The sequence below is a fragment of the Streptomyces termitum genome (assembly GCF_014650175.1).
Classification (GTDB): domain Bacteria; phylum Actinomycetota; class Actinomycetes; order Streptomycetales; family Streptomycetaceae; genus Streptomyces; species Streptomyces termitum.
The window spans coordinates 20,612-45,018 of record NZ_BMUL01000030.1 but is presented as its reverse complement, the minus strand read 5'-3'; the positions used below and the strand labels follow the sequence as shown (position 1 = coordinate 45,018).

At 75.9% G+C, this 24,407-nt stretch carries 23 protein-coding genes and 1 tRNA gene; 11 read left to right on the top strand and 13 right to left on the bottom strand.

Annotated features, from left to right (window positions below; all coding sequences use genetic code 11):
* Positions 1 to 53: 53 nt before the first annotated feature.
* Together IE219_RS31255 and IE219_RS31250 are read right to left on the bottom strand one after the other, a co-directional pair.
* Positions 54 to 269: a ferredoxin gene (locus IE219_RS31255; RefSeq protein ID WP_189983696.1), complete on the bottom strand. Its 216-nt coding sequence runs from the start codon at positions 267 to 269 to the stop codon at positions 54 to 56.
* A 5-nt stretch (positions 270 to 274) separates the two neighbouring features.
* Positions 275 to 1,465 (bottom strand): cytochrome P450, encoded by a 1,191-nt coding sequence (locus tag IE219_RS31250; protein ID WP_189983680.1) that lies wholly within the window; start codon positions 1,463 to 1,465, stop codon positions 275 to 277.
* A 108-nt stretch (positions 1,466 to 1,573) separates the two neighbouring features.
* Between IE219_RS31250 and IE219_RS31245 the strand changes: the two genes are divergently transcribed.
* Positions 1,574 to 2,185 (top strand): TetR/AcrR family transcriptional regulator, encoded by a 612-nt coding sequence (locus IE219_RS31245; protein WP_189983678.1) that lies wholly within the window; start codon positions 1,574 to 1,576, stop codon positions 2,183 to 2,185.
* 5 nt (positions 2,186 to 2,190) lie between these two features.
* On the opposite strand, the gene IE219_RS31240 is transcribed toward IE219_RS31245, so the two are convergent.
* Complete coding sequence (locus IE219_RS31240) at positions 2,191 to 2,808, bottom strand: maleylpyruvate isomerase family mycothiol-dependent enzyme (protein WP_189983676.1); 618 nt, start codon at positions 2,806 to 2,808, stop codon at positions 2,191 to 2,193.
* Positions 2,809 to 3,003: 195 nt separating this feature from the next.
* On the opposite strand from IE219_RS31240, the gene IE219_RS31235 reads away from it, so the two are divergent.
* Positions 3,004 to 3,375 (top strand): hypothetical protein, encoded by a 372-nt coding sequence (locus tag IE219_RS31235; protein WP_189983675.1) that lies wholly within the window; start codon positions 3,004 to 3,006, stop codon positions 3,373 to 3,375.
* A gap of 11 nt (positions 3,376 to 3,386) precedes the next feature.
* Entirely contained in the window at positions 3,387 to 6,875 is a 3,489-nt protein-coding gene (locus IE219_RS31230) for an NACHT domain-containing protein (protein WP_189983672.1), read from the top strand.
* Positions 6,876 to 6,896: 21 nt separating this feature from the next.
* Here the strand turns inward: IE219_RS31230 and IE219_RS31225 are convergent, their stop codons facing one another.
* Positions 6,897 to 7,979 (bottom strand): Stk1 family PASTA domain-containing Ser/Thr kinase, encoded by a 1,083-nt coding sequence (locus IE219_RS31225; protein WP_189983670.1) that lies wholly within the window; start codon positions 7,977 to 7,979, stop codon positions 6,897 to 6,899.
* A gap of 612 nt (positions 7,980 to 8,591) precedes the next feature.
* Here IE219_RS31225 and IE219_RS31220 point away from each other — a divergent pair.
* The 3 genes from IE219_RS31220 to IE219_RS31210 all read left to right on the top strand — a co-directional run bounded on the left by IE219_RS31220 (position 8,592) and on the right by IE219_RS31210 (position 11,458).
* Entirely contained in the window at positions 8,592 to 8,783 is a 192-nt protein-coding gene (locus tag IE219_RS31220) for an SflA family class IV lanthipeptide (protein ID WP_189983668.1), read from the top strand.
* A gap of 2 nt (positions 8,784 to 8,785) precedes the next feature.
* Positions 8,786 to 11,335: a class IV lanthionine synthetase LanL gene (lanL, locus tag IE219_RS31215; protein ID WP_189983667.1), complete on the top strand. Its 2,550-nt coding sequence runs from the start codon at positions 8,786 to 8,788 to the stop codon at positions 11,333 to 11,335.
* A gap of 49 nt (positions 11,336 to 11,384) precedes the next feature.
* Positions 11,385 to 11,458: transfer RNA gene (locus IE219_RS31210), tRNA-Trp, on the top strand.
* Between the two features lie 46 nt (positions 11,459 to 11,504).
* Here the strand turns inward: IE219_RS31210 and glsA are convergent.
* A complete protein-coding gene (gene glsA / locus IE219_RS31205) occupies positions 11,505 to 12,785 on the bottom strand; it encodes a glutaminase A (RefSeq protein ID WP_189983665.1) in 1,281 nt (426 codons plus the stop codon).
* Between the two features lie 373 nt (positions 12,786 to 13,158).
* Between glsA and IE219_RS31200 the strand changes: the two genes are divergently transcribed.
* Complete coding sequence (locus IE219_RS31200; RefSeq protein ID WP_189983662.1) at positions 13,159 to 13,812, top strand: fasciclin domain-containing protein; 654 nt, start codon at positions 13,159 to 13,161, stop codon at positions 13,810 to 13,812.
* Positions 13,813 to 14,108: 296 nt separating this feature from the next.
* On the opposite strand, the gene IE219_RS32630 is transcribed toward IE219_RS31200, so the two are convergent.
* The 3 genes from IE219_RS32630 to sigK form a co-directional block, all read right to left on the bottom strand.
* Positions 14,109 to 14,312, bottom strand: a complete 204-nt coding sequence (locus IE219_RS32630; RefSeq protein ID WP_189983661.1) for a hypothetical protein — start codon at positions 14,310 to 14,312, stop codon at positions 14,109 to 14,111.
* Positions 14,313 to 14,466: 154 nt separating this feature from the next.
* Positions 14,467 to 15,219: an anti-sigma factor gene (locus IE219_RS31190; protein ID WP_189983659.1), complete on the bottom strand. Its 753-nt coding sequence runs from the start codon at positions 15,217 to 15,219 to the stop codon at positions 14,467 to 14,469.
* The gene (sigK, locus tag IE219_RS31185) at positions 15,216 to 15,803 is read right to left on the bottom strand and encodes an ECF RNA polymerase sigma factor SigK (protein ID WP_373298923.1); all 588 of its coding nucleotides are present in this window, start codon (positions 15,801 to 15,803) and stop codon (positions 15,216 to 15,218) included. The genes IE219_RS31190 and sigK overlap by 4 nt, the downstream gene beginning before the upstream one ends.
* A 364-nt stretch (positions 15,804 to 16,167) precedes the next feature.
* Here sigK and IE219_RS31180 point away from each other — a divergent pair, with 364 nt between their 5' ends.
* Positions 16,168 to 17,784, top strand: a complete 1,617-nt coding sequence (locus IE219_RS31180) for a molybdopterin-dependent oxidoreductase (protein WP_189983694.1) — start codon at positions 16,168 to 16,170, stop codon at positions 17,782 to 17,784.
* Positions 17,785 to 17,894: 110 nt separating this feature from the next.
* On the opposite strand, the gene IE219_RS31175 is transcribed toward IE219_RS31180, so the two are convergent.
* Positions 17,895 to 18,500 carry a TetR/AcrR family transcriptional regulator gene (locus IE219_RS31175; RefSeq protein ID WP_189983655.1) on the bottom strand — a complete coding sequence of 202 codons (606 nt, stop codon included), beginning with the start codon at positions 18,498 to 18,500 and terminating at the stop codon, positions 17,895 to 17,897.
* A 208-nt stretch (positions 18,501 to 18,708) separates the two neighbouring features.
* Here IE219_RS31175 and IE219_RS31170 point away from each other — a divergent pair, with 208 nt between their 5' ends.
* A complete protein-coding gene (locus tag IE219_RS31170) occupies positions 18,709 to 19,908 on the top strand; it encodes a helix-turn-helix transcriptional regulator (protein ID WP_189983652.1) in 1,200 nt (399 codons plus the stop codon).
* A 166-nt stretch (positions 19,909 to 20,074) separates the two neighbouring features.
* A complete protein-coding gene (locus IE219_RS31165; protein ID WP_189983650.1) occupies positions 20,075 to 20,665 on the top strand; it encodes an RICIN domain-containing protein in 591 nt (196 codons plus the stop codon).
* Between the two features lie 32 nt (positions 20,666 to 20,697).
* On the opposite strand, the gene IE219_RS31160 is transcribed toward IE219_RS31165, so the two are convergent.
* The 4 genes from IE219_RS31160 to IE219_RS31145 all read right to left on the bottom strand — a co-directional run bounded on the left by IE219_RS31160 (position 20,698) and on the right by IE219_RS31145 (position 23,409).
* Complete coding sequence (locus tag IE219_RS31160; RefSeq protein WP_229850258.1) at positions 20,698 to 21,423, bottom strand: LuxR C-terminal-related transcriptional regulator; 726 nt, start codon at positions 21,421 to 21,423, stop codon at positions 20,698 to 20,700.
* 272 nt (positions 21,424 to 21,695) lie between these two features.
* Complete coding sequence (locus IE219_RS31155; protein WP_189983648.1) at positions 21,696 to 22,157, bottom strand: pyridoxamine 5'-phosphate oxidase family protein; 462 nt, start codon at positions 22,155 to 22,157, stop codon at positions 21,696 to 21,698.
* A gap of 176 nt (positions 22,158 to 22,333) precedes the next feature.
* On the bottom strand, positions 22,334 to 23,086 hold the full coding sequence (locus IE219_RS31150) for a phosphotransferase family protein (protein ID WP_189983646.1): 753 nt from the start codon (positions 23,084 to 23,086) through the stop codon (positions 22,334 to 22,336).
* A gap of 83 nt (positions 23,087 to 23,169) precedes the next feature.
* Positions 23,170 to 23,409: a hypothetical protein gene (locus IE219_RS31145; protein ID WP_189983644.1), complete on the bottom strand. Its 240-nt coding sequence runs from the start codon at positions 23,407 to 23,409 to the stop codon at positions 23,170 to 23,172.
* A 248-nt stretch (positions 23,410 to 23,657) separates the two neighbouring features.
* On the opposite strand from IE219_RS31145, the gene IE219_RS31140 reads away from it, so the two are divergent.
* Positions 23,658 to 24,284: a hypothetical protein gene (locus tag IE219_RS31140; protein ID WP_189983643.1), complete on the top strand. Its 627-nt coding sequence runs from the start codon at positions 23,658 to 23,660 to the stop codon at positions 24,282 to 24,284.
* The last annotated feature ends 123 nt before the right edge of the window (positions 24,285 to 24,407 follow it).

Below are 24,407 nucleotides of genomic sequence, written 5' to 3'. Positions count from 1 at the left end.
CGGGAAAGCCCCGCACCACTGGTGCGGGGCTTTCCTGCGTTCCGGGAGTCTTTTTATGGTCGGGGAGCGATGACCTCGGTGCCAGCGTGGACCGTGAGGGCCTGGGCCGGGCAGATCTCGGCGGCCTCCAGGATCCGGTCGTCGGGGGCGGTGGTCTCGGAGAGGGGGCGGGCGTGCTCCCCGTCCAAGGCGAGGGCCTCGGGGGCGATCGCGGCGCACATGCCGGATCCCATGCAGAGGCCGGGGTCGACGCGGACCGTCCAGGACATCGCGGTCACCAGCCGATCGGCATGACGCGCGGGCCGCGTACCAGCATCTCGGACTTCCAGGTGATGTCGCCCGCCAGGTGCAGTCCGGGGAAGCGGGTGATCAGGGCGAGCAGGGCCTCCTGGAGTTCGAGCCGGGCCAGGGGCGCGCCCAGGCAGTGGTGGACGCCGTGGCCGAAACCGAGGTGCTGGTTGCCCTCGCGGGCGAGGTCGAGCCGACCGGCGCCGTCGAACCGCAGCGCGTCGCGGTTCGCGGCGCCCATCGCGACGAGGACCGGCTCCCCGGCCCGTACCAGCGTGCCGCCGACCTCGACGTCCTCCGTGGCGTACCGGGCCTGGCTCGCGCCGCTCCCCAGGGGGACGAAGCGCAGCAGCTCCTCGACGGCCGGATTGATCAGTTCCGGGTTCTCGCGGAGCGCCGCGAGCTGGTCGGGATGGTCGAGGAGGGTGAGGGTGAAGTTCGGGATCTGCGACGCGGTCGTCTCGTGGCCGGCGACCAGGATGCCGACGCACAGGTCGATCAGCTCCAGCTCCGACAGCCGGTCCCGGCCGTCGCGCGCCTCGATGAGGGCCGTCATCAGGTCGTCCCTGGGCTCCTCGCGGTGCTCCGCGATCAGCCCGGCCATGTAGGCGCGCAGCTCCTCGCGGTTCGCGTCGAACTCGGCGGCCGTCAGGGAACTCGTCGACAGGGCGGCGTCGCTCCACACCCGGAAGCGCGGCCGGTCCTCCGTCGGTACGCCCAGCATCTGGCAGATCACCGCGACCGGGATCGGCAGCGCGTACCGGTCCACCAGATCGGCCGGCGGGCCCGCCGCCTCCAGCTCGTCGAGGAGCTCCGCCGTCAGCTCCCGTACGCGCGGGCGCAGCTTCTCCACCTGGCGGACGGTGAACGCCTTCGCCACCAGGGACCGCAGCCGGGTGTGGTCCGGCGGGTCCATGCTCAGGATGCCGCTGTCGCGGCTGCCCTCCGACTGGCGGGGCTCGTCCCGGCCGATCCCCGCGGCCCGGCTGAAGCGCTGGTCGCCCAGGACGAGCCGGGCATCGGCGTACCGGGTGGCGAGCCAGGCGGGCTCGCCGAAGGGAAGGCGCACGCGTAACAGACCGGGCTGGTCGCGCACCCGCTCGTACTCCTCGGCGAGCGCCAGCCCGTCGGCGGTGTTGAAGGGGTACGCGAGCGGTGCGGCATCGGCTGTCGTCACTAGGTCCTCCTAGTTGTAAGCACGTGCTTACAACGCTAGGACCGGTGGCCGGGGCGGTCAACGACCGTTTAAAGCCGTTATCCTGACGGGCCGTCTGAGAGGACAGCCATGGACCGATCCGTCAGCGACCCCGGCACGGGGACCCCCGGCGAGGCGCCCGCCGAGCGGCGCCGTGACGCGGCGGCCACGCGCCGTCGGCTCCTCGACGCGGCCCGCGACCTGTTCGCCGAGCGCGGCTACGAGGGCGCCACGGTGCGCGGCATAGCCGAGCGGGCCGGGGTCAACCAGGCCCTGCTGTTCCGCTACTTCGGCTCCAAACAGGGACTCCTGGCCGAGGCCGTCGCCGAGGACGGGCTCGAACGGGTCCGGGCCACGCCCCCCGAGGAACTCTTCGAGACGGCCCTCCGCTCGATGCTCACGCGCGATGCGGACGGCAACGGCGACCGGTCCCTGGAGGTCTACCTCCGCTCCCACAGCCGGGGCGAGGAGAACGCCGGAGCCCTGCGCGAACTGGGGGAGAAGTACCAGAGCGTCCTGGCGTCCCTGTCCTGCGCCGAGGACGCCGCGCTCCGCGCCGACCTCGCGATGGCCTGGCTGCTCGGCATCGGCATCCTGCGCACGGTCGTGGCCCGAGAACCCCTCGCGAGCGCCGACCCCGAAGCGGTGTGCCGGCTCGTCCTCGGCTCCCTCGACACCCTCTGGCACGCGCCGGAGAAGTGACCCGTTCACGGCAGGGCGTCCAGGCCGGGGCCCGCCAGGTCGGACCGGGCGGCCCGGCGCCCGCTGACGGCCAGCAGCAGGGAGAGCGCGGGGCCCGCCACCGACGGCCCGGCGCCCAGGGTCAGCGCGGTGTCCGTCGCGTCGAGCCGCACCCGCGCCAGCAGTTCCCGGGCGCCGCCGAACGCGGCGGGGGTGCGGGCCTGGAGCCGTAGCGCCCGGACGACCGCCTCCTTCGGATAGGCCCGGGTCAGTCCCAGCGGCCTGCGGATGTCCTCGCCGTGGACGACCTCCTCCACCAGACGGCTGTCCAGGGCCCCGGGCGGCGCCGAGGTGCGGTCCGCGACCTGCTCCAGACGGCGCAGGGTCTCGTCCGGGGTCGCCCCGCGCTCGCGCTCCACCCCGGCGGTGTTCTGCCGGTCGAAGTCGAAGCGCGCCCGGACCAGACCGGCCAGGAAGCCGAGCCGGGTCGTCCTCGCGCTGTCGACCAGGTGGGCGGCCACGTCGTGCACCGTCCACCCCGCGCAGAGGGACGGCGTCCGCCACTGCTCCCCGTCGAGCCGGGCCAGGTCCCGGATCAGCGCGGCGCGCTCGGTGTGGACCAGCGCCCAGACGTGTTCTCCCATGATGTTCCTCCCTGTCGCGGGTGTGCTGGAAGAAGAGACTCCGCCGCCGCCGCGAACTCATCGGAGGAGCGGCCGTACGGGGGTGGCCCGAGGTTTCGCCGGAGCGGGCCGTCCCCGGGCTCGTTTTCGGTGGACAGAGCGGGTACGTCTCCGGTGGGATGGTCCGGTCGGGGGACCGTGACGAGGGGAGCACGCGTGGAACCGGTGGCGGCGGAACTGCTCATGGCGCTGGCGAGCGGCACCGCGGGGGCGGCGGGCCAGAGCCTGTGGGAACGCCTCCGCGCCCTCGTCCGGAGGCAGGACGCGGAGGCCGTCGGGGCGGGAGAACTGGCCGCGCTCGACGAAGACTCCGGCGACGACGCGCGGGCCCGCGAACTGGCCGCCGCCCTCGCCCTGCGCGCCGGCCAGGACCCGGCCTTCGCCCGGGCCCTGGAGCTCTGGCACCGGGAGGCGGAGCGCGTACAGGGCGGGGAGCGGGACGGCGGCACCCACCAGGAGATATCCGGCGGCACCCAGCACAACGTCGTCTTCACCCGGGACGTCCACGGACCCGTCAACCTGAGCTGAGGGGCGCGGCGGTGAGACCGGAGGGCGGCGGCACCCGCCAGGAGATCTCGGGCGGCACCCAGCACAACGTCGTCTTCGCGCGCGACATCGGGACCGTGGAGATCCACGGGCCCCACGGGCTTCGCTTCGGCCCGGTCGGACGGCTCGCCGCCGGGCTCGCCGGACTGCTGCTCCTCGTCACCCGCCCCGGCCTGCCCCTGCCGCAGCGGATCGATTTCGGCCCGGTGGCCTGGGGATGGCTCCTGATCGGCGGCGCGCTGCTGGCCGAGGCAGTCGCCAGGCTGAACCGGGTGGTGGCCCGGCGCCGACGCGCCGCCTGGCGCTCCGAGAAGAACCTCGCCCGCGCGGCCGACGCCCTCGCGGAGGGGCTCGCCTTCCGCTACGGCCAGGACGAGATCCTGACCAGGGTCCACGACCCGCGTCCGCTCGCCGTGCACTGGACGACCGGCCCGGCGGGCCCGCCCGCCGGCACCGGGGGAGACGGCGAGGCCGTCGCCGGGCTCCTGGCCGCCACGCCCTCCCGGCGCCTCGTCGTCCTCGGCGGTGCCGGGGCGGGCAAGTCCGTCCTCCTGCTACGCCTCGGGCACGCCCTCCTGAAGGCCCGCGTCCCCGGCTCCCGGGAGCCGGTGCCCGCCGTCGTGTCGCTGTCCTCCTGGGACCCGGACCACGGCCTCCTGAGGTGGACGGCCGAACGGCTCGCCGAGGAGTACCCGGGCGCCTTCGTGCCGGCCGAGGGCGCCCCGCCGACCGACGTCGCCCTCCACCTGCTGCTGACCGGCCGGGTCCTGCCCCTCTTCGACGGGTTCGACGAACTGCCCGTGCACCGGCGCGCCGACGCCTTCCGCCAGCTCGTCGCGACGATGCGGGGCGGCCGCCCGTTCGTGCTGGCGAGCCGCGAGCCCGCCTACCGCGAACACGCCCCGGAGGAAGGGATGTTCGCGCGCACGGAGATCCGGCTCAGCCCGCTGAGCGGTGACGCGCTGCGGGCCTACCTCGCCCCGGCCGGGAGCCCTAGCCGGTGGACCCCCGTCCTCGACCGGCTCGACGAGGCCGGAGAGGGCGAGGGCGAGGCCGGAGAGGGCGGGCGTGGTACTCCGGAGGAGCGGTTGCGCGAGGTGCTCGGCGTGCCGCTGATGGCGAGCCTGGCCCGGGTCGCGTACGGCCACGGCGCCCCCGACCCCCGCGAACTCCTCGAACCGGCCCGGTTCGACAGCGTGCGGGAGGTCGAACGGCACCTGTACGACGCCTTCCTCGATGTCGTCTACAGCGCCTCGCACGACGTCCGGGCCGCGCACGGCGGATGGGCGCCGGAGCGGGCGCGCGCCTGGGCCGGGTTCCTCGCCTCCCGGATGAGGGAGGAGAACGAGCAGGACCTCGCCTGGTGGCGGCTGGAGGAGACGGTGCCGGGGCCCGTCCGGGTCCTCGCCCTGGTCCCGGCCTTCGCCCTGACGGCCTGGCTCGTCGCGGCGACCGGCTTCGGGGAGACCTGGTGGGACCGGTGGACGGGCCTGCCGCTGGGCCTGCCGGGCGCCTTCGCGCTCCTGTGCGGGCTGGTCCTGACGGCCGCCGCGGCCGTGCGCCGGGGCGCGTGGGCCTTCCCGCCGCGCCGCCCGGCCCGGCCCGCCGTCGCCGACGTCCTCCCCGAGGGCTGCCCGGCCCGCTGGAAGGCGGGGCTCGTGGCCCTCGGCCTGGTGGCGGGCTGGGCCGTCCTGCTGCCCTCCGGCGGCTTCGAACGGCTGATGGCGGTGCCGACCGCGATCGCGGTGTGGACGGGCGGCGCGCGCCTCGTCGCCGCCGTCTGGCCCCGCTCCGACACGGCGAGCGCCGACAGCCCGGCCGGACTGCTGCGCGCCGACCGGCGCGGCGTTCTCCTCCTGGGCTGGGCGGCCCCGGTCACGAAGGGGACGGACGAGACGCCGCTGGCCGTCCTGGTGCTCCCGATCGGGCTGCTCGCCTTCTGGCAGCTGGGCGGCGGCGCGGATACCGTCTCCGGCCAGGACTGGCTGCGCCTCGCCGTCGGGCTGCCGGTCGCCTGGGCCCTGTATGCCGCCGGGGCGTCCGCGTGGGGCGGGTTCACGGTGGCGCGCCTGTACCTCTGGGCGACCGGCCGACTGCCCCGGCGGCTCATGCCGTTCCTGGCGGACGCCCACGCCCGGGGCGTGCTGCGCCAGTCCGGCGGCGTCTACCGCTTCCGGCACATCGAGCTGCGCGACCGGCTGGCCCGGGACACGGGCGGCGCGCCCCCGGTCCGCACCCGGTCGCGCCCGCGCCGCGCCCTCGGCGGGCTGCTGGCGACGGTCTCCGTCCTCGCGGCGCTCGCCTTCGGCTCCGGGGTCTTCACCGCGGCGCCGCTGCCGGGCCCGGTCCGCGCGCTGCCCGAACCGTGCGCGCTGCTCGACGCGGAGGACCTCGACCGGCTGATGGAGGACCCGGCGGTCCTCGCCGGAGAGGAAGGGGGGACGTGCGGTGCGGGCGAGCAGGCGCCCTTCGCCCGCGACGTGAGGATCGCCGTCGGCGCCTGGCTCTTCACCCGGGAGGGAGCCTCGGCGACGGGCCCCGACCTGGCCTGGAAGGAGTACCGGACGACGCGGCTCTGGGCGGAGTCCTGGGCGAAGGGAACCGCCGGGGCGGGTGGCTTCCACCGGGCGCTTCCCGGCCTCGGCGACGAGGCGTACGTGGCGGCGCGGCCAGGGTCGTACCGGACCACCGAGGAGGAGGCGTCACCGCGCGGCTCCGGCGAGGTCGGCGTGCGCTTCGAGAACGTCTTCCTGCGGATCTCGTACGAGGAGGAGTTCGCCTCCCCGGAGCGGGCGGCCGGGGTCGCGCGGCTCCTCGCCGAGGAGGCCGTCCGCCGGGCCGGACTCCCGGGCGGCACGGCCCGTACCGGCGAAGGCGCCTTGGGCGCGCGCTCCGTGGCGGACCTGCCGCCCCGGACGGCCGTCCCGCCGAAGGACAACCGGTTCGCCTTCTACTCCCGCCGCCCGGCGCAGTCGGTGCGCGGAGCGACCTGGCGCGACGACGACCGCTCCTACCTGTGGAACCTCTGGCAGGCGCCGGTCGTCTTCCGCGCACCGAAGCACCTGGACTGCGCGCGGGCCGAGGACGACGACCCGGTCGCGTACACCTGCACGGCCCGGCCGGGCCCGGTGAAGGCCGGCCTCCTGCCCGGTCTCCGGCTCTCCCTGCGCTTCCACGCCTGCGGGGACTCCTGCGACCAGAAGGAGACCGACGCCTTCGTGCGCGCGCTCCCCGACAGCGGGGCGATCGCGTGGCGGGCGGTCGACCCTTCCACGTCCATCGCCTCGACCCTCGTCGACCGGACGGGCCGCCGACGGATCGACATGGTGCGCCACTGGGGCTGGCGGGACGCCGAGGGGAGGCCCCTGCGCCCCCAACTGCTCTGGGTGCGCGCCGAGGTCCCGGAGGCGGACACGGCGACGGCCGAGAAGATCGTGAACGACCTGTTCACCCAGACCGGCGGTGCCTCCGCGAACCGCTGAGGGGGCGCGGGGGACGGGCCGTCAGCACCACCGGGTGTGCCGGCACGGGCTCCAGCCGCCGCGGTCCGAGTCGCCGCCCGAGGAACCGCCCGAGCCGCCGCCCGAACTACCGTAGTGAGGACGGCCGTCGGGGAAGGCCGTGTCGCGGTTCCGGTCGCGCGGGTAGGGGTCGCGGTAGTCGGGGTCGCCGTCACCGTCCCGGTCCGGGAGGCGCACCGCGTGGCCCCGGTCGGGGTCGGGGCAGCCGTTCTCGGGCGAGGACAGGGACAGCGTCACCCCGTCGTCCTCGCGCACCTCGGCGCCCTCGCCCGGGTCCTGCCGGCAGACCCGCCAGTCGTCGTACGCGCCCTCGTCGGGCAGCCGGTCGTTCAGATAGGCCGCCTCCGCGCGCACCCGCCATTCCGGCACCCCGAGGGCGAGAGCGGCCGTACGGGCGGCGGGCCAGGTCTTCCCCACCAGATCGGGCATCCTCGGCCACGGCACCGCCCCGCCCTCCCGGGCCGGGCAGGGCTCCCCGGTGCGGACCGCGCCGAACTCCACCACGCCGTTCCCGGTCATGACGGTGCCGGGCGCCGGGGTCTGGAAGCAGACCGTCCACAGGGAGCGGGCCGACACCTCCCGGGCCTCGGCGGAGGCGTCGTGGTACCGGACCTCGTGCCCGCGCTTGCGGGAGCGGGAGAAGGCGAGGTCCAGCCGCTTCCCGACGAAGTCGGTCATCCTCTCCACCGGCACGGCCGGAGTCGCCGGCGCGGTGGCGGGCACGGTCGCGCCGAACGCGGGCGCCGAGACGGTCGGCCGCGCCGTCCCCTCCGAGGACGCGGCCGGGTCCGCGCCGGACCGGGGCTGGGCCGGCAGCACCCCGCCGAGCAGCGCCGTCGCCGCGACCGTGCCGAGCACCTTGCCGCGCGTCGGCCACGCGTCGCCGCGCCACAGCAGCACGAGCGCGACCAGGAGCATCACGAAGCCCACCCGCTCGTCCAGGGCCCCGAGCAGCGGCACCGCGGCGACGGCCCCGAGCCGGGCGGGGCTCGTACGCCACCACGGGGCCGGAGAGCCGGGGCCCGCGGACGGCGGGGGAGGGACGGGGGTGCTGGGGCCGGACATGGAGGCGCTGCCGCCCTTTCGACGACGAAGGGGTGGCCCCGTCGCGGCCCACGAGGACGCGACCGTACGGAGCCGATCATTCCGGCAGGATCGTACTGACCTGCGAAAGCGCGGCGAACGGCGGGCCGGTCGGATGGCGGTCGGCAGGCGTGGAACGGCCGGTGGCGGGGCGGGTCATGGCGGACCGCCGACTGGGCGGGGAATGCCGGGCGGCGGGCGGTCGGGCTGTCGGGTGGCGAACGGCGAACAGCAGTCGGGCGGCGAAGGGCGGGCGGTGGGCGGTCGGGCTGTCCGGTTGTCGGGCGGCGAACGGCGCGAACGGCCCCCTTGACGCGCCCGCCCCACGCGCCGGGACGGGCGGCGAACTTCCCGGCGGCGGCCAGCCGGACACGGTCCCACCTGGCACTCCCGCAGTCCCCAGGGCCGTACCGTCGTCTCCGAAGGGGGAATCGCGGGCCCCGCGCCGGGCCCCGGAGCATGGCTGAACCGACGCCTTGTCACGGGATGCGCCCCTCCCTACTTTTGTCCAGCGAGTTCACGGCCCGACGGGTCCACCGGCCCGCGCCGTGCCTTTCCCGCTCCTCAGCGCACGACCGACCCTGGAGGCGTCACATGCCCGTAGCCGTGCCGGAACTTCTGGAAGCCGAAGGATCCCTCGACGTCCGCGACGCGGGTCCCCTGGAGATCGACGACGCGGCGATCGCGTTCGAGGACGACGACCGGGGCGACCGCGAGTACACCGCGTGTCTCTCCGACCCCTGGGTGACCGCCACCACCCGCTTCGCCTGCGACTTCAACTCCTAGCGGTGGCCGTCTCCATCGCCGGCCGCGACAGTTGGTCCGACGACACGTGGGCGTACCTCAACGACCCCCGGATGCCGGCGATGGAACACGGCTGGAAACTGCACGTCTCGACGCGCCCCGGCGAACTCGACGCCGTGACCCGGCTCGTCCTGCCGGTGCTGTCCCGGCACGTCTGCCACGCGAAGTTCGCCCGCGACCCGGAGACGCTGCGCCGCCTCAACTCCGGCGCGGCGAGCGCCGGGGCCGTCGGCAAGGCGATCACCGTCTACCCCCTCGCCGGGACCGTGGCCGCCCTCGCCCGGGAACTCGCCGCCGCCCTGCGCGACCGGGAGGGGCCGCAGGTCGTCAGCGACCGGCGGGTCGACCCCAGGGCCCCGGTCTACTACCGCTACGGCCCCTTCACCGGCGACTACCGGACCGGCCGGAGCGGACGGCTCGAATCGGTCATGACCGGCCCGGACGGCCGGATCTTCGACGGCCTGGCCACCGGCCGCTACCGCTGCCCGCCCTGGGCCGAGGACCCCTTCGCGACCGGCCCCGCCCCCGCCGGGGCACCGGCCGCGCCCGCGCTCGGCGGCGGCCGCTACGCCGTCACCGCCGGCATCGCCCGCACGCCCCGGGGCAACGTCTACCGCGCCTTCGACCGCGACCTCGGCCGGCCCGTGATCGTCAAACAGGCACGGGCCTACGTCGGCGAGGAGGCGTCCGGCGCCGACGCCCGCCACCACCTGCGCAACGAACACGCCGTCCTCACCGCCCTCGACGGCGTCCCCGGCGTGCCCCGCGCCCTGGACTACTTCGCCCACCAAACCGACGAGTACCTGGTGACGACCAGCTGCGGCGACCGCGACCTGCGCCGCGAGGTCCTGCGCGACGGCCCCTACCGCGACGACGGCACCCGCCCCGAGCGCTCCCTGTCCGGGCTCGCCGCCCGGCTCCTGGCGATCCTCGACGCGGTCCACGCGCGGGGCGTGGTCGTCCGCGACCTCAAACCCGACAACGTCGTGCTCGACGGCCCCGACCGCGCCGTCCACCTCGTCGACTTCGGGACGAGCGAGCGGCACGGCACCGGGCCGGGCGGCGCCACCCCCGGCTACACCGCACCGGTCCTGCCCGCGACCGGCCCGGCCGCCCCCGCCGACGACCACTACGCCCTCGGCGCCACCCTCTTCTTCGCCGCGACCGGCCTCGACCCCGTGATCGTCGACGCCGACCGCGCCACCAACCGTGACCGGACCCTGGCCTGCCTGGCGGACGCCCTGCCCGGGGACGCCCACCGGAACGTCCGGGCGGCGATCACCGGCCTCCTCGGTTTCGACCCGGCCGTCCGGACCGCCACCGCCGACCGCCTGCGCACCGGCACGCCCGAGCCCGCCCCCGCGCGCGGTCCGGCCCGCCGGACCGGGCCCCTCCGGATCGACGACGACCTGCTGGACGAGGTCATCGCGCACACGGCCGCCTACTGCGCCGTCGAGGCCGAGGCGATCACGGACCCGGTACGGGCCGCCCGGCTCCACGTCCCCACCTCGCTCGACGTCTACGGCGGCAGCTCGGGCCTCGGCCTGGAACTCCTCCACCACACCCACCGGCCGCACGTGCGCGAGGCCGTCACCGCGCTGGCCCGCTGGACGGCGGACCAGTCCCGCGACCTGCCGCCCGGCTTCTACACCGGCCGCACCGGCGTCGCGCTCTTCCTCGCGGAGGCGGGCGTCGAGACGCGGCTTCGCGAAGGACCGGAGCCCGGGCTGCCGGAGCGCGCCCCGGACGGCGGCCCGCCCGAGGCGGACCTGATCGCGGGCGCCGCCGGCATCGGCCTCGGCTGCCTGCTGCTCTCCCGGTACGCCCTCCGGACCGGCGACCCGGGCGCCGCCGGACGGCACCTCGCCGTCGCCGCCGGCTGCGCCCGGATGCTGGCCTCGGGCGCAGCCCGGCTCACCCCGGCAGGCCCGGACACGCCCGGCAGCGCCGCGCTCCGCGAGGGACTCGCGCACGGAGAGGCGGGCGTCGTCTCCTTCCTCCTCGCGTACGGCGCGCGGACCGGCGACCCGGACGCGGTCGCCCGCTCCGAGCGGGCCGCCGCACGCCTGGCCGCCGTCACGCCGGACGTCCTCGCGGCCGCCGCCGCGCCCGGGGCGACCCGCCGCTACGGCTCGTGGTGCCGGGGCCTGGCCGGCATCGGAGCCGTACACCTCCAGGCCGCCGGGGAGCTCGGGAACCCCCGCCATCTCGACCTCGCCCGGCGGGCCGCGCGCGCCTGCGCCGCCCTGGCGCCCCGGATGCCGCTGGTCACCCAGTGCTGCGGCCTGGCCGGGGTGGGCGACCTGCTGGTGGACGTCGCGGAGGCGACCGGCGAGGAGGAGTTCCGGGACGGGGCCGAGACCGTCGCCCGGCTCGTCCTGAACCGCAGCGGCGGCACCCCGGCCCGGCCCGTCCTCCCGGACACCGGCCTCGCCCGCCCGAGCGCCACCTGGGCCGGCGGCTCCGCCGGCGTCCTCGCCTTCTTCCGGCGCCTGCGCGACCGGGGCGGCCCGCGCCTCGGCACCGCCTCCTGAATACCGGGTGGCGCCGCGCTCCACCGGGATGAGAAGATCCGTCCCACCGAGGGGTGTAGCTCAGCTGGTCAGAGCGTCGGTCTCCAAAACCGAATGTCGCAGGTTCGACTCCTGTCACCCCTGCCGGACGATTCCGCCCGCCGCGCCGTTCCCGGAGCGGCGGGCGGAGTCACCCCTTCCGGCACCAGTCCAGGGCCTCCTCGCGGGTGCGGAAAAGCTCCCAGGTCCGGGGCCTGTTCTCGGTCACCTCGACGAACGTCTCCTGCGCGGCGACGGCGGTACGGTGCCCCCGTGCCGCGAGGTCGTCGAGGATCATGGCCATCCCGGCCGCCGGGCCGGGCATCACCGAGGTGACCGCCGTCAGATCAAGGATCAGCCGGCCCGGAGCGCTCGGGGTGACCTCCCGCACGGCGTGCGCCAGCGCCTCGAACTCGGTGAACTCCAGCGCCCCCTGGGCCGTCACCACCCCGACCTCCAGACCGCCGTACGCGAAGCGCTGGGCCCCGGTCACCGTCGCGGCGTGCAGCCCCGGCCCGTGCATGATGTGGAGGCCGAAACGCTTCGACATCTCCCCGAGCGCCGCCACGGCCCGCACCGGATTGCCCGACGCGTCCAGCGGCGGACTGTAGACGGCGACGCCGAACCGGGCCGGACTGGCGGCGATGAGACCGCCGGACACCCCGCTCTTGGCGGGCAGCCCGACGTCCAGGAGCCATTCGCCCGCCCCGTCGTACATGCCGCAGGTCGCCATCACGGCCAGGGTGCGGACGACATCGGGCTCGGCGACGACCTGGACCCCGGTGACCGGATTGCGGCCCCCGTTGGCGAGGGTCGCCGCCATCACGGCCAGGTCGCCGGCGGTGACCCGGACGGAGCACTGCCGGAAGTACGTGTCCACGGTCTCCTCGGGCCCGGCGCGCAGCGAACCGGCCGAATGCATCAGATAGGCCAGGGCGCGGTTCCGGTCACCGGTGGCGGCCTCGCTGGCGTAGACCTCCTCGTCGACGTCGAGGGGCCGCCCGGCGAACGCCGACAGACAGGCGAGGATGCGGTGGAAGCGTTCGGCCGGACCGTCCGCGCGCACCAGCGCGGTGGTCGCGATCGCCCCGGCGTTGATCATCGGATTGGCGGGCCGCCCGGTGTCCGGCTCCAGGCTGATGGCGTTGAAGGGGTTCCCGCTCGGCTCCACCCCGACCCGGCGGCGCACCTCCTCGAAGCCCAGGTCGCTCAGGGCGAGGGCGTAGACGAAGGGCTTCGACACCGACTGGATGCTGAACGGGACGTCCGCCTTCCCCGCCCGGTAGGCGTGCCCGGCCATGCTGACGAGCGCGAGGCCGAAGTCGTCCGGATCGGCCGTCGCCAACTGGGGGATGTAGTCGGCGACCTGACCCTCGCGCAGGCCGCTGAGCCGTCGGTGCACCTCGTTCAGGGACTCCGTCACCGGATCCATCGCATCGGGCCTTCGCTCGGGAGGAGGGGGAACGAGCCCCAGGGTGCCCCGGATCCGGCGGCGGCCCCCTCAATGACACGCCCCTCGCGCGTCCGTCCCGGCGGGCAGGGAGCGGCCGAGGGGCGTGCGGCTGTGCAGGACCGCCGTCCCGGTGCGGACGGTGTCGACCGGTCCCACCTCCCGCAGCACCGCGACAACCGGCCGGCCGGGACGGAGACGTCACTCGTCCGAGTGAAGGGGCCATCCGTCGGGCCGTGCGCGCCGAATCAAGGGCGTGAACACCTTCCGCGGCGACGCCACCGGCCGGAACCACCGGCCGGCTTCCTCCGGGTCCCCGCGGAACCGAGCGGAGAAACCCCGAGGAGCAACCGACATGAACACCCTGCGCATCCGCCGCGGCGCCATCGCCCTGGCCGCCGCGACCACCCTCCCCTTCGCGCTGGCCGCCTGCTCGGACTCCGGCTCCGACAGCGGCACCGGGGCCGCCTCCACCAGCGCGGCGGCCGACCCCGCACGGGCCGACGCGACGCCCGCCGAGGGCGCGATGACTGCGGACGCCCCCTTCGGCCCCGCCTGCGCGGGCGTCCCGAAGGAAGGAGCGGGCTCCTTCGACGGCATGGCCAAGGACCCGGTGGCGACCGCCGCCTCCCACAACCCCGCCCTGTCCACCCTGGTCGCGGCCGTGCAGCGGGCCGGACTCGTCGACACCCTCAACAACGCGAAGGACATCACCGTCTTCGCGCCGACGAACGACGCCTTCGCGAAGATCCCGAAGGCCGACCTCGACAAGGTCCTCGCCGACAAGGCGACGCTCACCAAGATCCTCACCTACCACGTGGTCGGACAGAAGCTGACCCCGAAGCAACTGGAGAACGGCTCCTTCGAGACCCTCCAGAAGGGCATGATCACCACCAAGGGGTCCGGCGAGAACTACACCGTCAACGACACCGCCAAGGTCGTCTGCGGCAACGTGAGGACCGCCAACGCCCACGTCTACATCATCGACACCGTCCTCATGCCCCAGTAGGCCCACCCGGCCCGGACACGACCGGCCCCGCGCCCTCCCCGAGGAAGGGCGCGGGGCCTCGCCGTACCGCATTCCGGGGAAGGAGAGGGGCCTCAGACCGCGCCCGCCCGGACGTTGGAACACAGGCGTCGAGGAACCTGCGGCGGGAGTCGACGACCAGCACCGGCTCCTCCAGGGGTGGCCGGACCGCCGCGTGGTACAGCGTGGTGACGGTTCGTCCGCCCGGGACGCGGAGCCCTGGCAGCAGCTCCGCCGCCCGCTGCCCGGTGGCGACCACGACCGTACGGGCCCGCTCCTCACCGCCGTCCGCGAGGAGCACGCCCCGGGCCGACAGGGTGGCGACGGGGGCGCCGGTCCGGCAGCACGCCCGGCGGCAGCCCCGCCGCGCTCAGGTCGGCGGCGCGGGCGAGCCCGGCGGCCCCGGCCCCGACGACCACGGCGTCGTACGGCCCGCCGTCCGTCCGCCTCCCCCCGGTCCACTTCTCCGTCGCCCTCGTCATGCCGTCCTCTTTCCGGGGATCTCCTGGTACGGCGTCCCGGCCGCGCCGCGCGTCGAAGGCGCCGGACGCGAGGGGACCGGTCTTTCGTGTTTCCGCCCGGGGAGTCCGCCGGACGCGCCCCGGCCCCCGGAAGGAGGACGGGGCGCGGGGCGGGTCAGAAGGGGAGGGCGAGCAGGAGCAGCGGGCGCGTGGTGGGCCGCGCGGAGCCGCCGGCCGGTTCGACGGTGAGGCCCACCGCCGTCGCGCCGGCCGGGGCGCCGTCCAGGAGGACCGCGCCGTCGGCGTGCAGGAACCCGGCCGGCCGCATCGTGCCCCCCAGGTCGAGCCACAGTTGGTAGGTGTGGCCCCGGGCCGGTGCGGGCAGCCCCTCGGCGGCGAACACGGCCTGGTTCCGGTGCTCCGAGGTGACGACCGTCGCCAGGGCCCCGTCGGCGGTGCGCCCGTGCGCGGTCCGGGCGTCGGGCGCGGCGAGCACGGCGCCGACGGCTTCGAGCCGCTGTTCGGCCTGCCGGGCCCGCAGCCGGACGTCTTCGTTCTCCTGGTGCTGCCGGACGGCGAGGCCGCCGAGCACGGTTGCGGCGGCCAGACCGGCGGCGAGGCCGAGCGGCACCGCCCTGCGCCGCAGTGTCCGCACGAGGCGCGGCACCCGCCCGGTCGCCGGGACCCGCGGCGGAAGCTGGCGTACGCCCTCGACGGCGTCCAGCGTCCGGCGTTTGAGCTCCTCCGGGGGGTGCTGCCCGGCGGCGGCCGCGAGCCGGGCGGCGGTCTCCTCGAATCCGGCCACGTCCCCCCGGCACTCCTCGCAGTGCGCGAGGTGGGCGGCGAAGTCCTCCCGCTCCTCGGGGTCGAGGGCGTGGAGCGCGTACGCGGCCGCGAGGGAGTGGAGGTCGGGGCGGTGCTGCCTCACGAGCCCACCCCCATGCAGTCGCGGAGCCGGATCAGCCCGTCGCGCAGGCGCGTCTTGACGGTGGGGAGCGGCGCCCCCAGGGTCTGGGCGACCTCGCGGTAGGTGAGCCCCCGGTAGTAGGCGAGGGTCACGGCCTGGCGCTGGAGCTCGGTCAGCGCGCGCAGGCAGCGGCGCACCTGTTCGCTCTCCAGCCGGGTCTCGACCTGCTCGGCCACCTCGTCGAAGGCCGTGGTGTGTTCGCGGGTCGCCCGGGCGTGCTCCCGGTCGGACGCGGCCTGGGCCGACCGGACGCGGTCCACCGCCCGCCGGTGCGCGATGGTCGCCGCCCAGGCGGTGACGCTTCCCGCCTCGGGCCGGAAGCGGGCGGCCTGCCGCCACAGGTCGATCATGACCTCCTGGGTGACCTCCTCGGACTGGGCGCGGTCGCGCACCACCCGGAGCACGATGCCGAAGACCAGGGGCGCGACGGCGTCGTAGAGGGTGGCGAACGCCTGCTGGTCGCCCCGGGCGACCCTGCTCATCACCTCCGCGAGATCCTCCCGGGCACGCGGCCCGGGGGCGCCGAAGGACAGGGGCCGGGTCACCGGGCGGCCTCCGGCCGGCCGGGCGGGGGAGAGGCCCCGGGGGCGGAGCTCCTGGGCGGGGATGGCCATCGCATGCGGGTCCTTCACGGGAGGGGCGGCGCGGAGCCGGCGGACTGCTTCCGCGGGTTCTTCGGCGCGGGCGCCCCGGCGGATGGCCCGGACCGGTCACGATGCCGTCACGGAACGGGGCGGAACGGGGCGGGAGGAGGAAGGACGGGGCGGGACGGACGCCGCAGCCGCTCCTCCTTCACCCGTTCGGGTGGGGTGACCGGTCCGTCGGGCGGCCGGTGCCGAAGAACCGGTCGTGAGCAGTCTCAGGAACACCCGCGGCCCCCGCCCCCGCCCTTTCCCCCTCCTCCTCGGCATGGTCGCCGGTCTGACGGCCGGATGGGCCGCCCTGGCCACGGCCGAACTGGTCGCGGCCCTGGTGAACCCCGCCGCGGGGCCGGTCACGGCCGTCGGCGGCGCGGTCGTCGACCGCACACCGGCGCCGGTGAAGGACTTCGCGATCCGCGCCTTCGGCGAGAACGACAAGACGGCCCTCGCCGTCGGCATCCTCGTCCTGCTGGCCCTCCTCGCGGCGGCCCTCGGGGTCACGGCCCTGAGGCACCGGCGCGCGGGCGCGCTCGGCGTCCTGGCGTTCGGGCTGATCGGCGCCGCCGCGGCCCTGAGCAGGCCCGACTCCACGGGCCCCGGCGACGCGCTGCCCTCCCTGGCCGGGGCGACGGCGGGCGCGGCGGTCCTGTACGTCCTCGCGGGCAGAGCCGTACGGGCGGCCGGCGCAGCTCCGGTGGAGGACGGCCCGGCGCCGGCCGCACCCGGGCAGGACCGTCCGGCCGCACTCGCACCGGGCCCGAGCGCCCTCGGGCGGGGCCGTCCGGGCACGCCCGCGCGGGGCAGGCGCGGCTTTCTCGCCGCGACCGCGCTCACCCTCCTCGCCGCGACCGGGGCGGGCGCCCTGGGCAGGGTGCTGTCCGGCCGCCGGGGACGGGACGCGGAGGCGTCCCGCGCCGCTCTCGTCCTGCCGCCGCCCGCGTCCCCCGCCCCCGCCGTGCCGCGCGGCGCCCGGCTCGCCGTACCGGGCATCAGCCCGTTCACGACGCCGAACCGCGACTTCTACCGGGTCGACACCGCCCTCGTCGTACCGAAGGTCGAGGCGGACGCCTGGCGCCTGCGGATCCACGGCAAGGGCGTGCCGAGGCCCCGGGTCCTCACCCTCGGCGAACTGCTCGCCCGCCCCCTGATCGAACGCGACATCACGCTCACCTGCGTGTCCAACGAGGTGGGCGGCCCCTACCTGGGCAACGCCCGCTGGCTCGGCGTCCCGCTGGCCGCGCTGCTGGCCGAGTGCGGGGTCCGGCCGCCGTCGGAGGGCGGCCCCGCCGACCAGCTCGTGGCCCGGTCCGTCGACGGCATGACGCTCGGCTCCCCGGTCGAGGACGTGATGGACGGCCGGGACGCGATGCTCGCGGTCGGCATGAACGGCGAACCGCTCCCCTTCGCGCACGGCTTCCCGGTCCGCATGCTCGTCCCCGGCCTGTACGGCTACGTGTCGGCCTGCAAGTGGATCGAGTCGATCGAGCTGACCACGTTCGACGCCTACAGCGCGTACTGGGTGAGGCGGAAGTGGGCGCGGCGCGCCCCGGTGAAGACCCAGTCCCGCATCGACACCCCCCGGCCCTTCGCCCGGATGCCTGCGGGGACGGTCATGGTCGCGGGCGTCGCGTGGGCCCAGCGCCGGGGCGTCACCCGGGTCGAGGTCCGCGTCGACGACGGCCCCTGGCAGGACGCCGACCTCGCCGCGCAGGACACCGTCGACACCTGGCGGCAGTGGTCCTACCGCTGGCCCGCGACGCCCGGCGGCCACACCCTCACCGTCCGCGCCACCGACGCCACCGGGCGGGTCCAGCCGGAACGCCGGACCGGCACGATCCCCGACGGAGCCACCGGCCACCACAGCGTCTTCGTCACCGTCACCTGAACCGCCTCCCCACCGGAGGGCCGTCCGGGCCGGGACCTCCGGTGCGGCCTGCGCGGCCGCCGCGGCCTTCGTGACGGGGAGCGGACGGCCCGACCGGGCTTCCTCCCCCTCTACGCCCCCGCGCCGGCGGTGTCCGGCAGGGCGAGGACCGCGTGCACCGAGGCGCGGACCTGCCCGGCGACGGCCTCGGGGGAGGAGCCGTCCAGCTTGCCGTCGAGGTGCAGGAACGCCAGCCCGTGGACCAGGGCCCAGACGGCGGTCGCCAGCGCGTCCGCCCGGTCCGGCGGGGCCGCGCCGGGGAAGACGTCGCGGACGATGCCCCGCAGGTACGCGGTGATGACGGCGGTCGCCGCGACCCGCGCCTCGTCCGCCGGGTCGCACGGCTCGGCGAACATCGCCCGGAACAGCGCGGGGTGGTCGAGCGCGAACCGCACGTAGGCCACCGCGACCGACGCCAGCTCCCCGGGGGCCGAGGGCGCGGGGTGCGCGGCGGCGAGGGACTCGGCGAGCTCGCGGTAGCCCTCGGCGGCGACCGCGGAGACGAGCGCGTCGCGGTCCGCGTAGTGGCGGTACGGCGCCGTCGGCGACACACCGGCCCGGCGGGCGACCGCGCGCAGGGAGAGGGCGGCGCTGCCGTCCTCCTCCAGGAGATCCCGGGCGGCCCGCAGGCAGGCGGCCCGGAGGTCCCCGTGGTGGTACGGGCCCGGCTGCGGCATGGATCGTGCTCCCTCGCGTCCGCGGAGCCCGTACCGGCGCCCCCATGTGCACAATGCGTACATTGTAGGGTCCCGGAGCGGGGGAAGACCGCCGGACCCCGCCCGCGCACCCTCGCCCAGGTATCCCCGGGGCGCACCCGGGGAGTGCCGGGGCGGCGCGCTGCCGAACGTCTCGTCGCCGGGCCCGCGCCCGCCCTACCCTGCGGTCATGACGCGGTACGAGGGAGCGGGGCGTGTCGGCCGGATCCGGGACGCCGCGGTGCGCGCGGCCGGCGCGGCGAGCGGGGTGGACGACTTCTTCGACGGGGTGATGCGCGCCGTCCGCCCCGTGCTCGGCTCCGAGGTGTGGGCCGGGATCACCGTCGACCCGGTCACCCTGATGAACACCGGCGGCCACTACCGGCAGGCCGTCCCGGTCCGCTACCTGCCCCGCATGCTCGACATCGAGTACCGCGAGGGCGACGTCAACGGGCTGCCGCAGCTCGCCCGGGGCCCCGGTCCGGTGGGCGTCCTCGGCGAGGCCGTCGGCGGGGTGCGGGACCGCAGCCCCCGCTACCGCGACATCATCCGGCCCCTGGGGCTCACGGACGAGGTGCGGATCCTGCTGCGCGACCGGTACGGGGTCTGGGGCGCCCTGATCCTCGGCACCGGCCCCGACACCCCGCCGTATGGCCCGGAGGCGGACGCCGTGGCGCGGGCGATCGCCCGCCCGCTGGGGGAGAGCCTGCGCCGCCTCCACCTGACCCGCCGCGCCGGGGCGCCCGCGACCGGGGACGTGACCGGCACGGACACCCCGGTCCCCGCCCTCGTCCTCCTGGACGAGGCGTACGCGCCGGTCCAGCTCAGCCCCACCGCCGGGCTCTGGCTGGACGAACTCCTCGCCCCCGGCGAACCCGCCCCGCCCCGGTCCGGTGCCGAAGGCCGGGGGACGTACGCGTCCCCGTGCCGCCGCCGCACGGAGAGCGGACTGCCGCCCGCCCTGTACGGCGTCGCGGCGGCGGTCCGCCCCGGCGCCCCGGGCCCCGGCTCCTCCGGGTCCCTGGCCTCGTGGGCGCACACCCGGACCCGGGGCAGGGTCCGGCTGCACGCCTGGCGGCTGGACGGCCCCGGTCCCGCCCGCGTCGCGGTCGCCGTCGAGGCGGCCGGCCCGGGGGAGCACATCGCGCTCATCACGGCGGCCCACGGCCTCACGCCCCGGGAGGCAGAGATCACCGGCCTGGTGCTGCGCGGCCACTCCACGGCGGAGATCGGCCGCCTTACCCGCCTCTCCCCGTACACCGTCCAGGAACACCTGACCTCGGTCTTCGACAAGACGGGGGTACGGAGCCGCCGCGACCTGGTGGCCACCCTCTTCGCCCGGCACGTCGCGCCCCGCCTGCGGAACGACGCCGCGGCGGACGGCCACTGACGCACCGGCACCGGTGATCCGGCCGGGGAACCGGCCGGGGAACCGCCCGGTCGGCCGGGACGCCCGCCCCGTGTGCCCGGGACGCCGGGCGGCACAGGATGGCCGCCGTCGCCGTCGAACGGCGACCGTCCACCACCGTCCGCGCACGTGAGAAGAGGTACGCACGATGAGGAAAGCCCTGTTCGCCGCCCTGTCGGCCGCCCTGGTCCCCGCCGCCCTGCTGGTCCCCGCCGCCCAGGCCCAGGCGGGACCCGCCCCGGCCGGCCCGGCGGTCCAGGAGCGGGCCGCGGCGGGCGAGGCACTCGCCGCCGCGGGGACCGTCACCATCAAGAACCGGTACAACGACCGCTGCCTGCGCGCCAAGGGCGACGTGGCCGGCTTCGACGTCCAGCTCGCGAACTGCGACGCCAACGACCCCCGCCAGAAGTGGGACATCGCCTGGGTCTACACCCCGGCGGGCGGCTACTACGAGCTGCGCAGCGCACCGAGCGGGCTCTGCCTGGACGCCGACTGGGCGTCGATCGGCGGCAACGGCACCCGCATGCAGGTGTGGACCTGCGCGGGCACCGCCCAGACCAACCAGCACTGGCGGATGCGCCCGATCACCAACCTGCCGGACACCTTCTCGGTGACCGTCGAGACGAACAGCCGCTGCCTGGACGGCCACTTCCAGACGATCGACCAGAACCCCGGCCGGGTGCAGCTCTGGGACTGCCTCGGCACGGGCCAGATCAACCAGCACTGGCGCATCGCCTGACACACCGGGAACGGGCCGGGCCGGGCGGAGGGTCACGTCTGTGGGGGAGGGGCGGCGGTGTCCCGGTGGCCCCCGCCCAGCCCCGCCTCCCGGGCCCGGACGATCGCCTCCGCGCGGCTGGCGGTGTGCAGCTTGGTGAGAACGGCGGAGACGTGGTTCCGCACGGTCTTCGCGCGCACCGCCAGCCGCCGCGCGATCGCCTCGTTGCCGAGGCCCCGGGCCACCAGGTCCAGCACCTCGTGCTCCCGGGGCGTCAGCCCCCGCAGAGCCGGGGCGGTACGGCCCGAAGCCGGCGCGGCCAGCAGGGCGGCGACGCGCTCGCCGACCCCGGGGCCCAGCAGGATCTCGCCGTCGGCGACCGCCCGTACCGCCCGCTCCACCACGACCGGACCGGCCCCCTTGAGGAGATAGCCGCGCGCGCCGGACCGCAGCGAGGCGAGGACGAGTTCGTCGTCGTCGGCCACGGTCACGACCAGGACGGCAGGCTGCGGCCGCGACCGCAGCAGCCGCCGTACGGCATCACTCCCGGCCCCTTCCCCCGGCCCGGGGCACAGATCCGTCACCACCACCCGGGGCCGGAACCGCTCGACCGCGACGACGGCCTCGTCGGCGGTCGCGGCCTCGGCCACCACCGCCACCCCGGCCACCGAGCCGAGCAGCACCGCCATCCCCATCCGGAAGACCGGATCCCCGTCCACGACCACGACGGTGACGTCCCCCAGGTCCCCCCGGTCCTCCAGGACCCCCAGACCCCCCACGCCCCCCAAATCCTCCAGGTCCCCTACGACCCCCGGATCTCCTACGACCCCCAGGTCCCTCACATCCCCTACGCCCCCCAGACCCCTCACACATCCCGAGTCCCCCACGTCTCCCACGACCGCGCCGTCCACCACGCCCCCTTTCCCCGGGGCCGTTCGGTTTCCCACCCGCCCCGGCCCTCCACGGAGGCTCCCAGCGGAACCGGCCCCGCCGTACCCCAGAAACCTGGGGCGGTACGCGGCGAACCGGCGACCAGGGGTCCGGCACCGCCCTACTCCACCCACACCCCCTCGCGCATCACGACCCGCCCGCGCTGCTCCGCCTCCCCGCGCCAGGCGCGCACGGTGCGCGGCACCACGCGCAGATACACGAAGGGGGCCTCCTCCGTCCGCGGGTCCCAGCCGAACTTCTCCATGAACGCGGCCGCTGCCTCCTCCGGCGCCTCCCGCGCGGCATGGCACCGGGCCTCCCCCTGCACCAGCACCACGTCGAAGGCGTCCGGGAGGGCCAGCCGCACCCGCGGTTCCGCGCGCACGTTGCGCGCCGTCGCGGAACCCGCCCCGGTGCACATCCACACCGCCCGACCGTCCCACAGGAACCACAACGGCACCTGATGCGGGCCGTGATCGGGATGGGACGTCGACACCCACACGTCCCGCTCCGCCCCGAGCCGCTCCAGCACGTCCCGCCTGCGCTCCGCAGCAGAACGACGATGAACCTCCGCACTTCGCATGGTCCCCGACCCTAACCACCGGCCCCCCACCCCACATGGGGCGCGGGACCTAGGCCCGGGCCCTACACCGCGCCCCGGCCCCGCCCGAAGCGGACGCTGGGCGGAGGGAGTGGTTCACAAGGAGGAGGGCGATGTCGATCGGCTCGTCGGCCGGGTGGCGGTGGGTTCGCGCGGCTTCACATCCGGGATCTCAGTATGTCGACCTCGCAGCCCGGCGCGAAGGGGTCGAAGCCGTGCTCGGTCAGCCAGCGGACGGCCAGCAGGCTCCGCAGTGACCACCATCCGCGGATCACGTCGGGATCGACGCCGGCATCGGTGCCGTAGCCGGTGAGCAGGTCGTCGAGGTGCCGCTCGTGTCCGAGCGTGAGGGTGGCGAGGTCGTAGAGGGGGTCGCCCCGGCCGGCTTCGGACCAGTCGATGATGCCGGTGACCTGGTCGTCGTCGGTGAAGACGTGTGCGATCTGCAGGTCGCCGTGGGTGAAGGCCGGGGCCCACGGCCGGAGCGCGGCCCGGGCGATCTCGTGGTTACGGGCGACGAGTCCGGCGGGCAGCAGCCCTCTCGTCACGAGCGTCTCGCACTCGGCGTCGAGTTCCGAAGCGAGCGCGGCGGGGCTCCGGCCCGCCCGGCCGGGCCAGGGAGGCGGTGGCGCGTCGTGGAGTTCGCGGACGACGGCGCCCGCCGCGGCCCACGCCGCCGGTGACGCGGTCGGCGCCCGGCCGAGACGTCCGAGTGGGGCGCCGGGGAGGGCGGCGAGCGCGAGCACGGGCGGTCTGCGCCACAGGACCTGCGGGGTCGGGACCGGTGCGAGGGCCATCGCCCCGACCTCGGTGTCGGTACGGGCCCGATCGGCGTCCACCTTCAGGAACACCCCGCCGACGCGCAGGGTCGCACGCTCGGCATGGGCGACGACGACCTCGACCTCATCCATGGACGGTCATTGTCCCGGAGCCGTACATCCACGTCACCGGACTTACCGCGCACGCGCGACGCGCGCGCCCCACCGTCCTCCCGTCAGCCGTCTGCCCCGGTACTCCTCCCGATGCTCCCCTCGACGACGTCGAGGAGGTACCGCACGGCGAGTTCCTCGGCGTGGCGTCGACGCTCGACGGGCGCCTCGGCGGCGGCAGACCAGCGGCGGCAGAGCGCGATGGCGGCGAGGAGCGCCTGTCCGGCCTCGCGGTGGTCGTAGCCGCACAGCGTGACCCGAAGGGCGCGGGCCTCCTCGGGCGCGAGGCTCTCCAGGAGGCGCACGCCTCGGAGCGCGGCCCCGCCCGGCGGGCGGCCCGGCGAGCGTGACGATCAGGTGCGGCTCCCCGACGCGCCCCGGTGAACCCGGCCACCAGGGACGTCCATCCGCTTTCCTCCGGTCGGAGCAAAACGGGTGAATATGACACCTCGTCACTCCAGGGGCGCAAGGCGATTCCGGATATGCGGGGCCCTCCCCTCGCTCCCGACAGTAAAAACTGTCGCAATGGCATCACGACAGCTAAACTTGTCACATGAGTGATCCGACTGGAATCCCCACACCCGACAAGACCGACGACGACTTCTGGACCGCCGTCTCGAACCTGGTGGAGCCCCCCTGGAACGAGCCCACCCAGCGCGACGCGTTCACCATGGACGAGCAGGTCCACGACGCGGTCCGCGCGCTGGCGGAGCGGATCTCGACCCGCCTGCTGGCCTACCGCGCCGCGGACAAGACCCCCGACCCCGTGCTCATGGCGGCGCCCGACGTGCAACTGGCGCTGCTGCGCGCCCTCTACGAGGCCAAACTGGCCGTCGACCGGCTCGCGGAGTCCGCCGCCACCGTCGCCGGGCGCGGCGGGGCGAACTACGCCCAGCTCGGTGCCGCCTGGGGCGGCATCAAGCGCCAGTCCGCCCGCGTCAAATGGCCGCACGCCGTGGTCAGGAAGACCGCCGCCGAATCGATCCCGCTGAACTACGCCGGCGGCACCGCCGTCGTGCACCACGACGCCGAATCCGAAGCCTGGTGGTACACGGCCACCGCCGCGGACCGGCAGGAGAGCGAATCCGAGCCCGTCCACGGCAGCTACGCGGAGGCCATCGCGGGAGCGACCGAGTTCCTCCTCGCACACGCCCTGCCCACCGAGAACCCGACCGGCTGAACCGGCCGCGTCAGTGCGCCCGGGGCCGGCGGGCCGCTTCGGTCCCGGAGCCGTTCACCGACACGCCGATGAGGGCCGTCGGACCGACGACCTCGGTAGCGCATAGACGCCACCCGCCGCGCA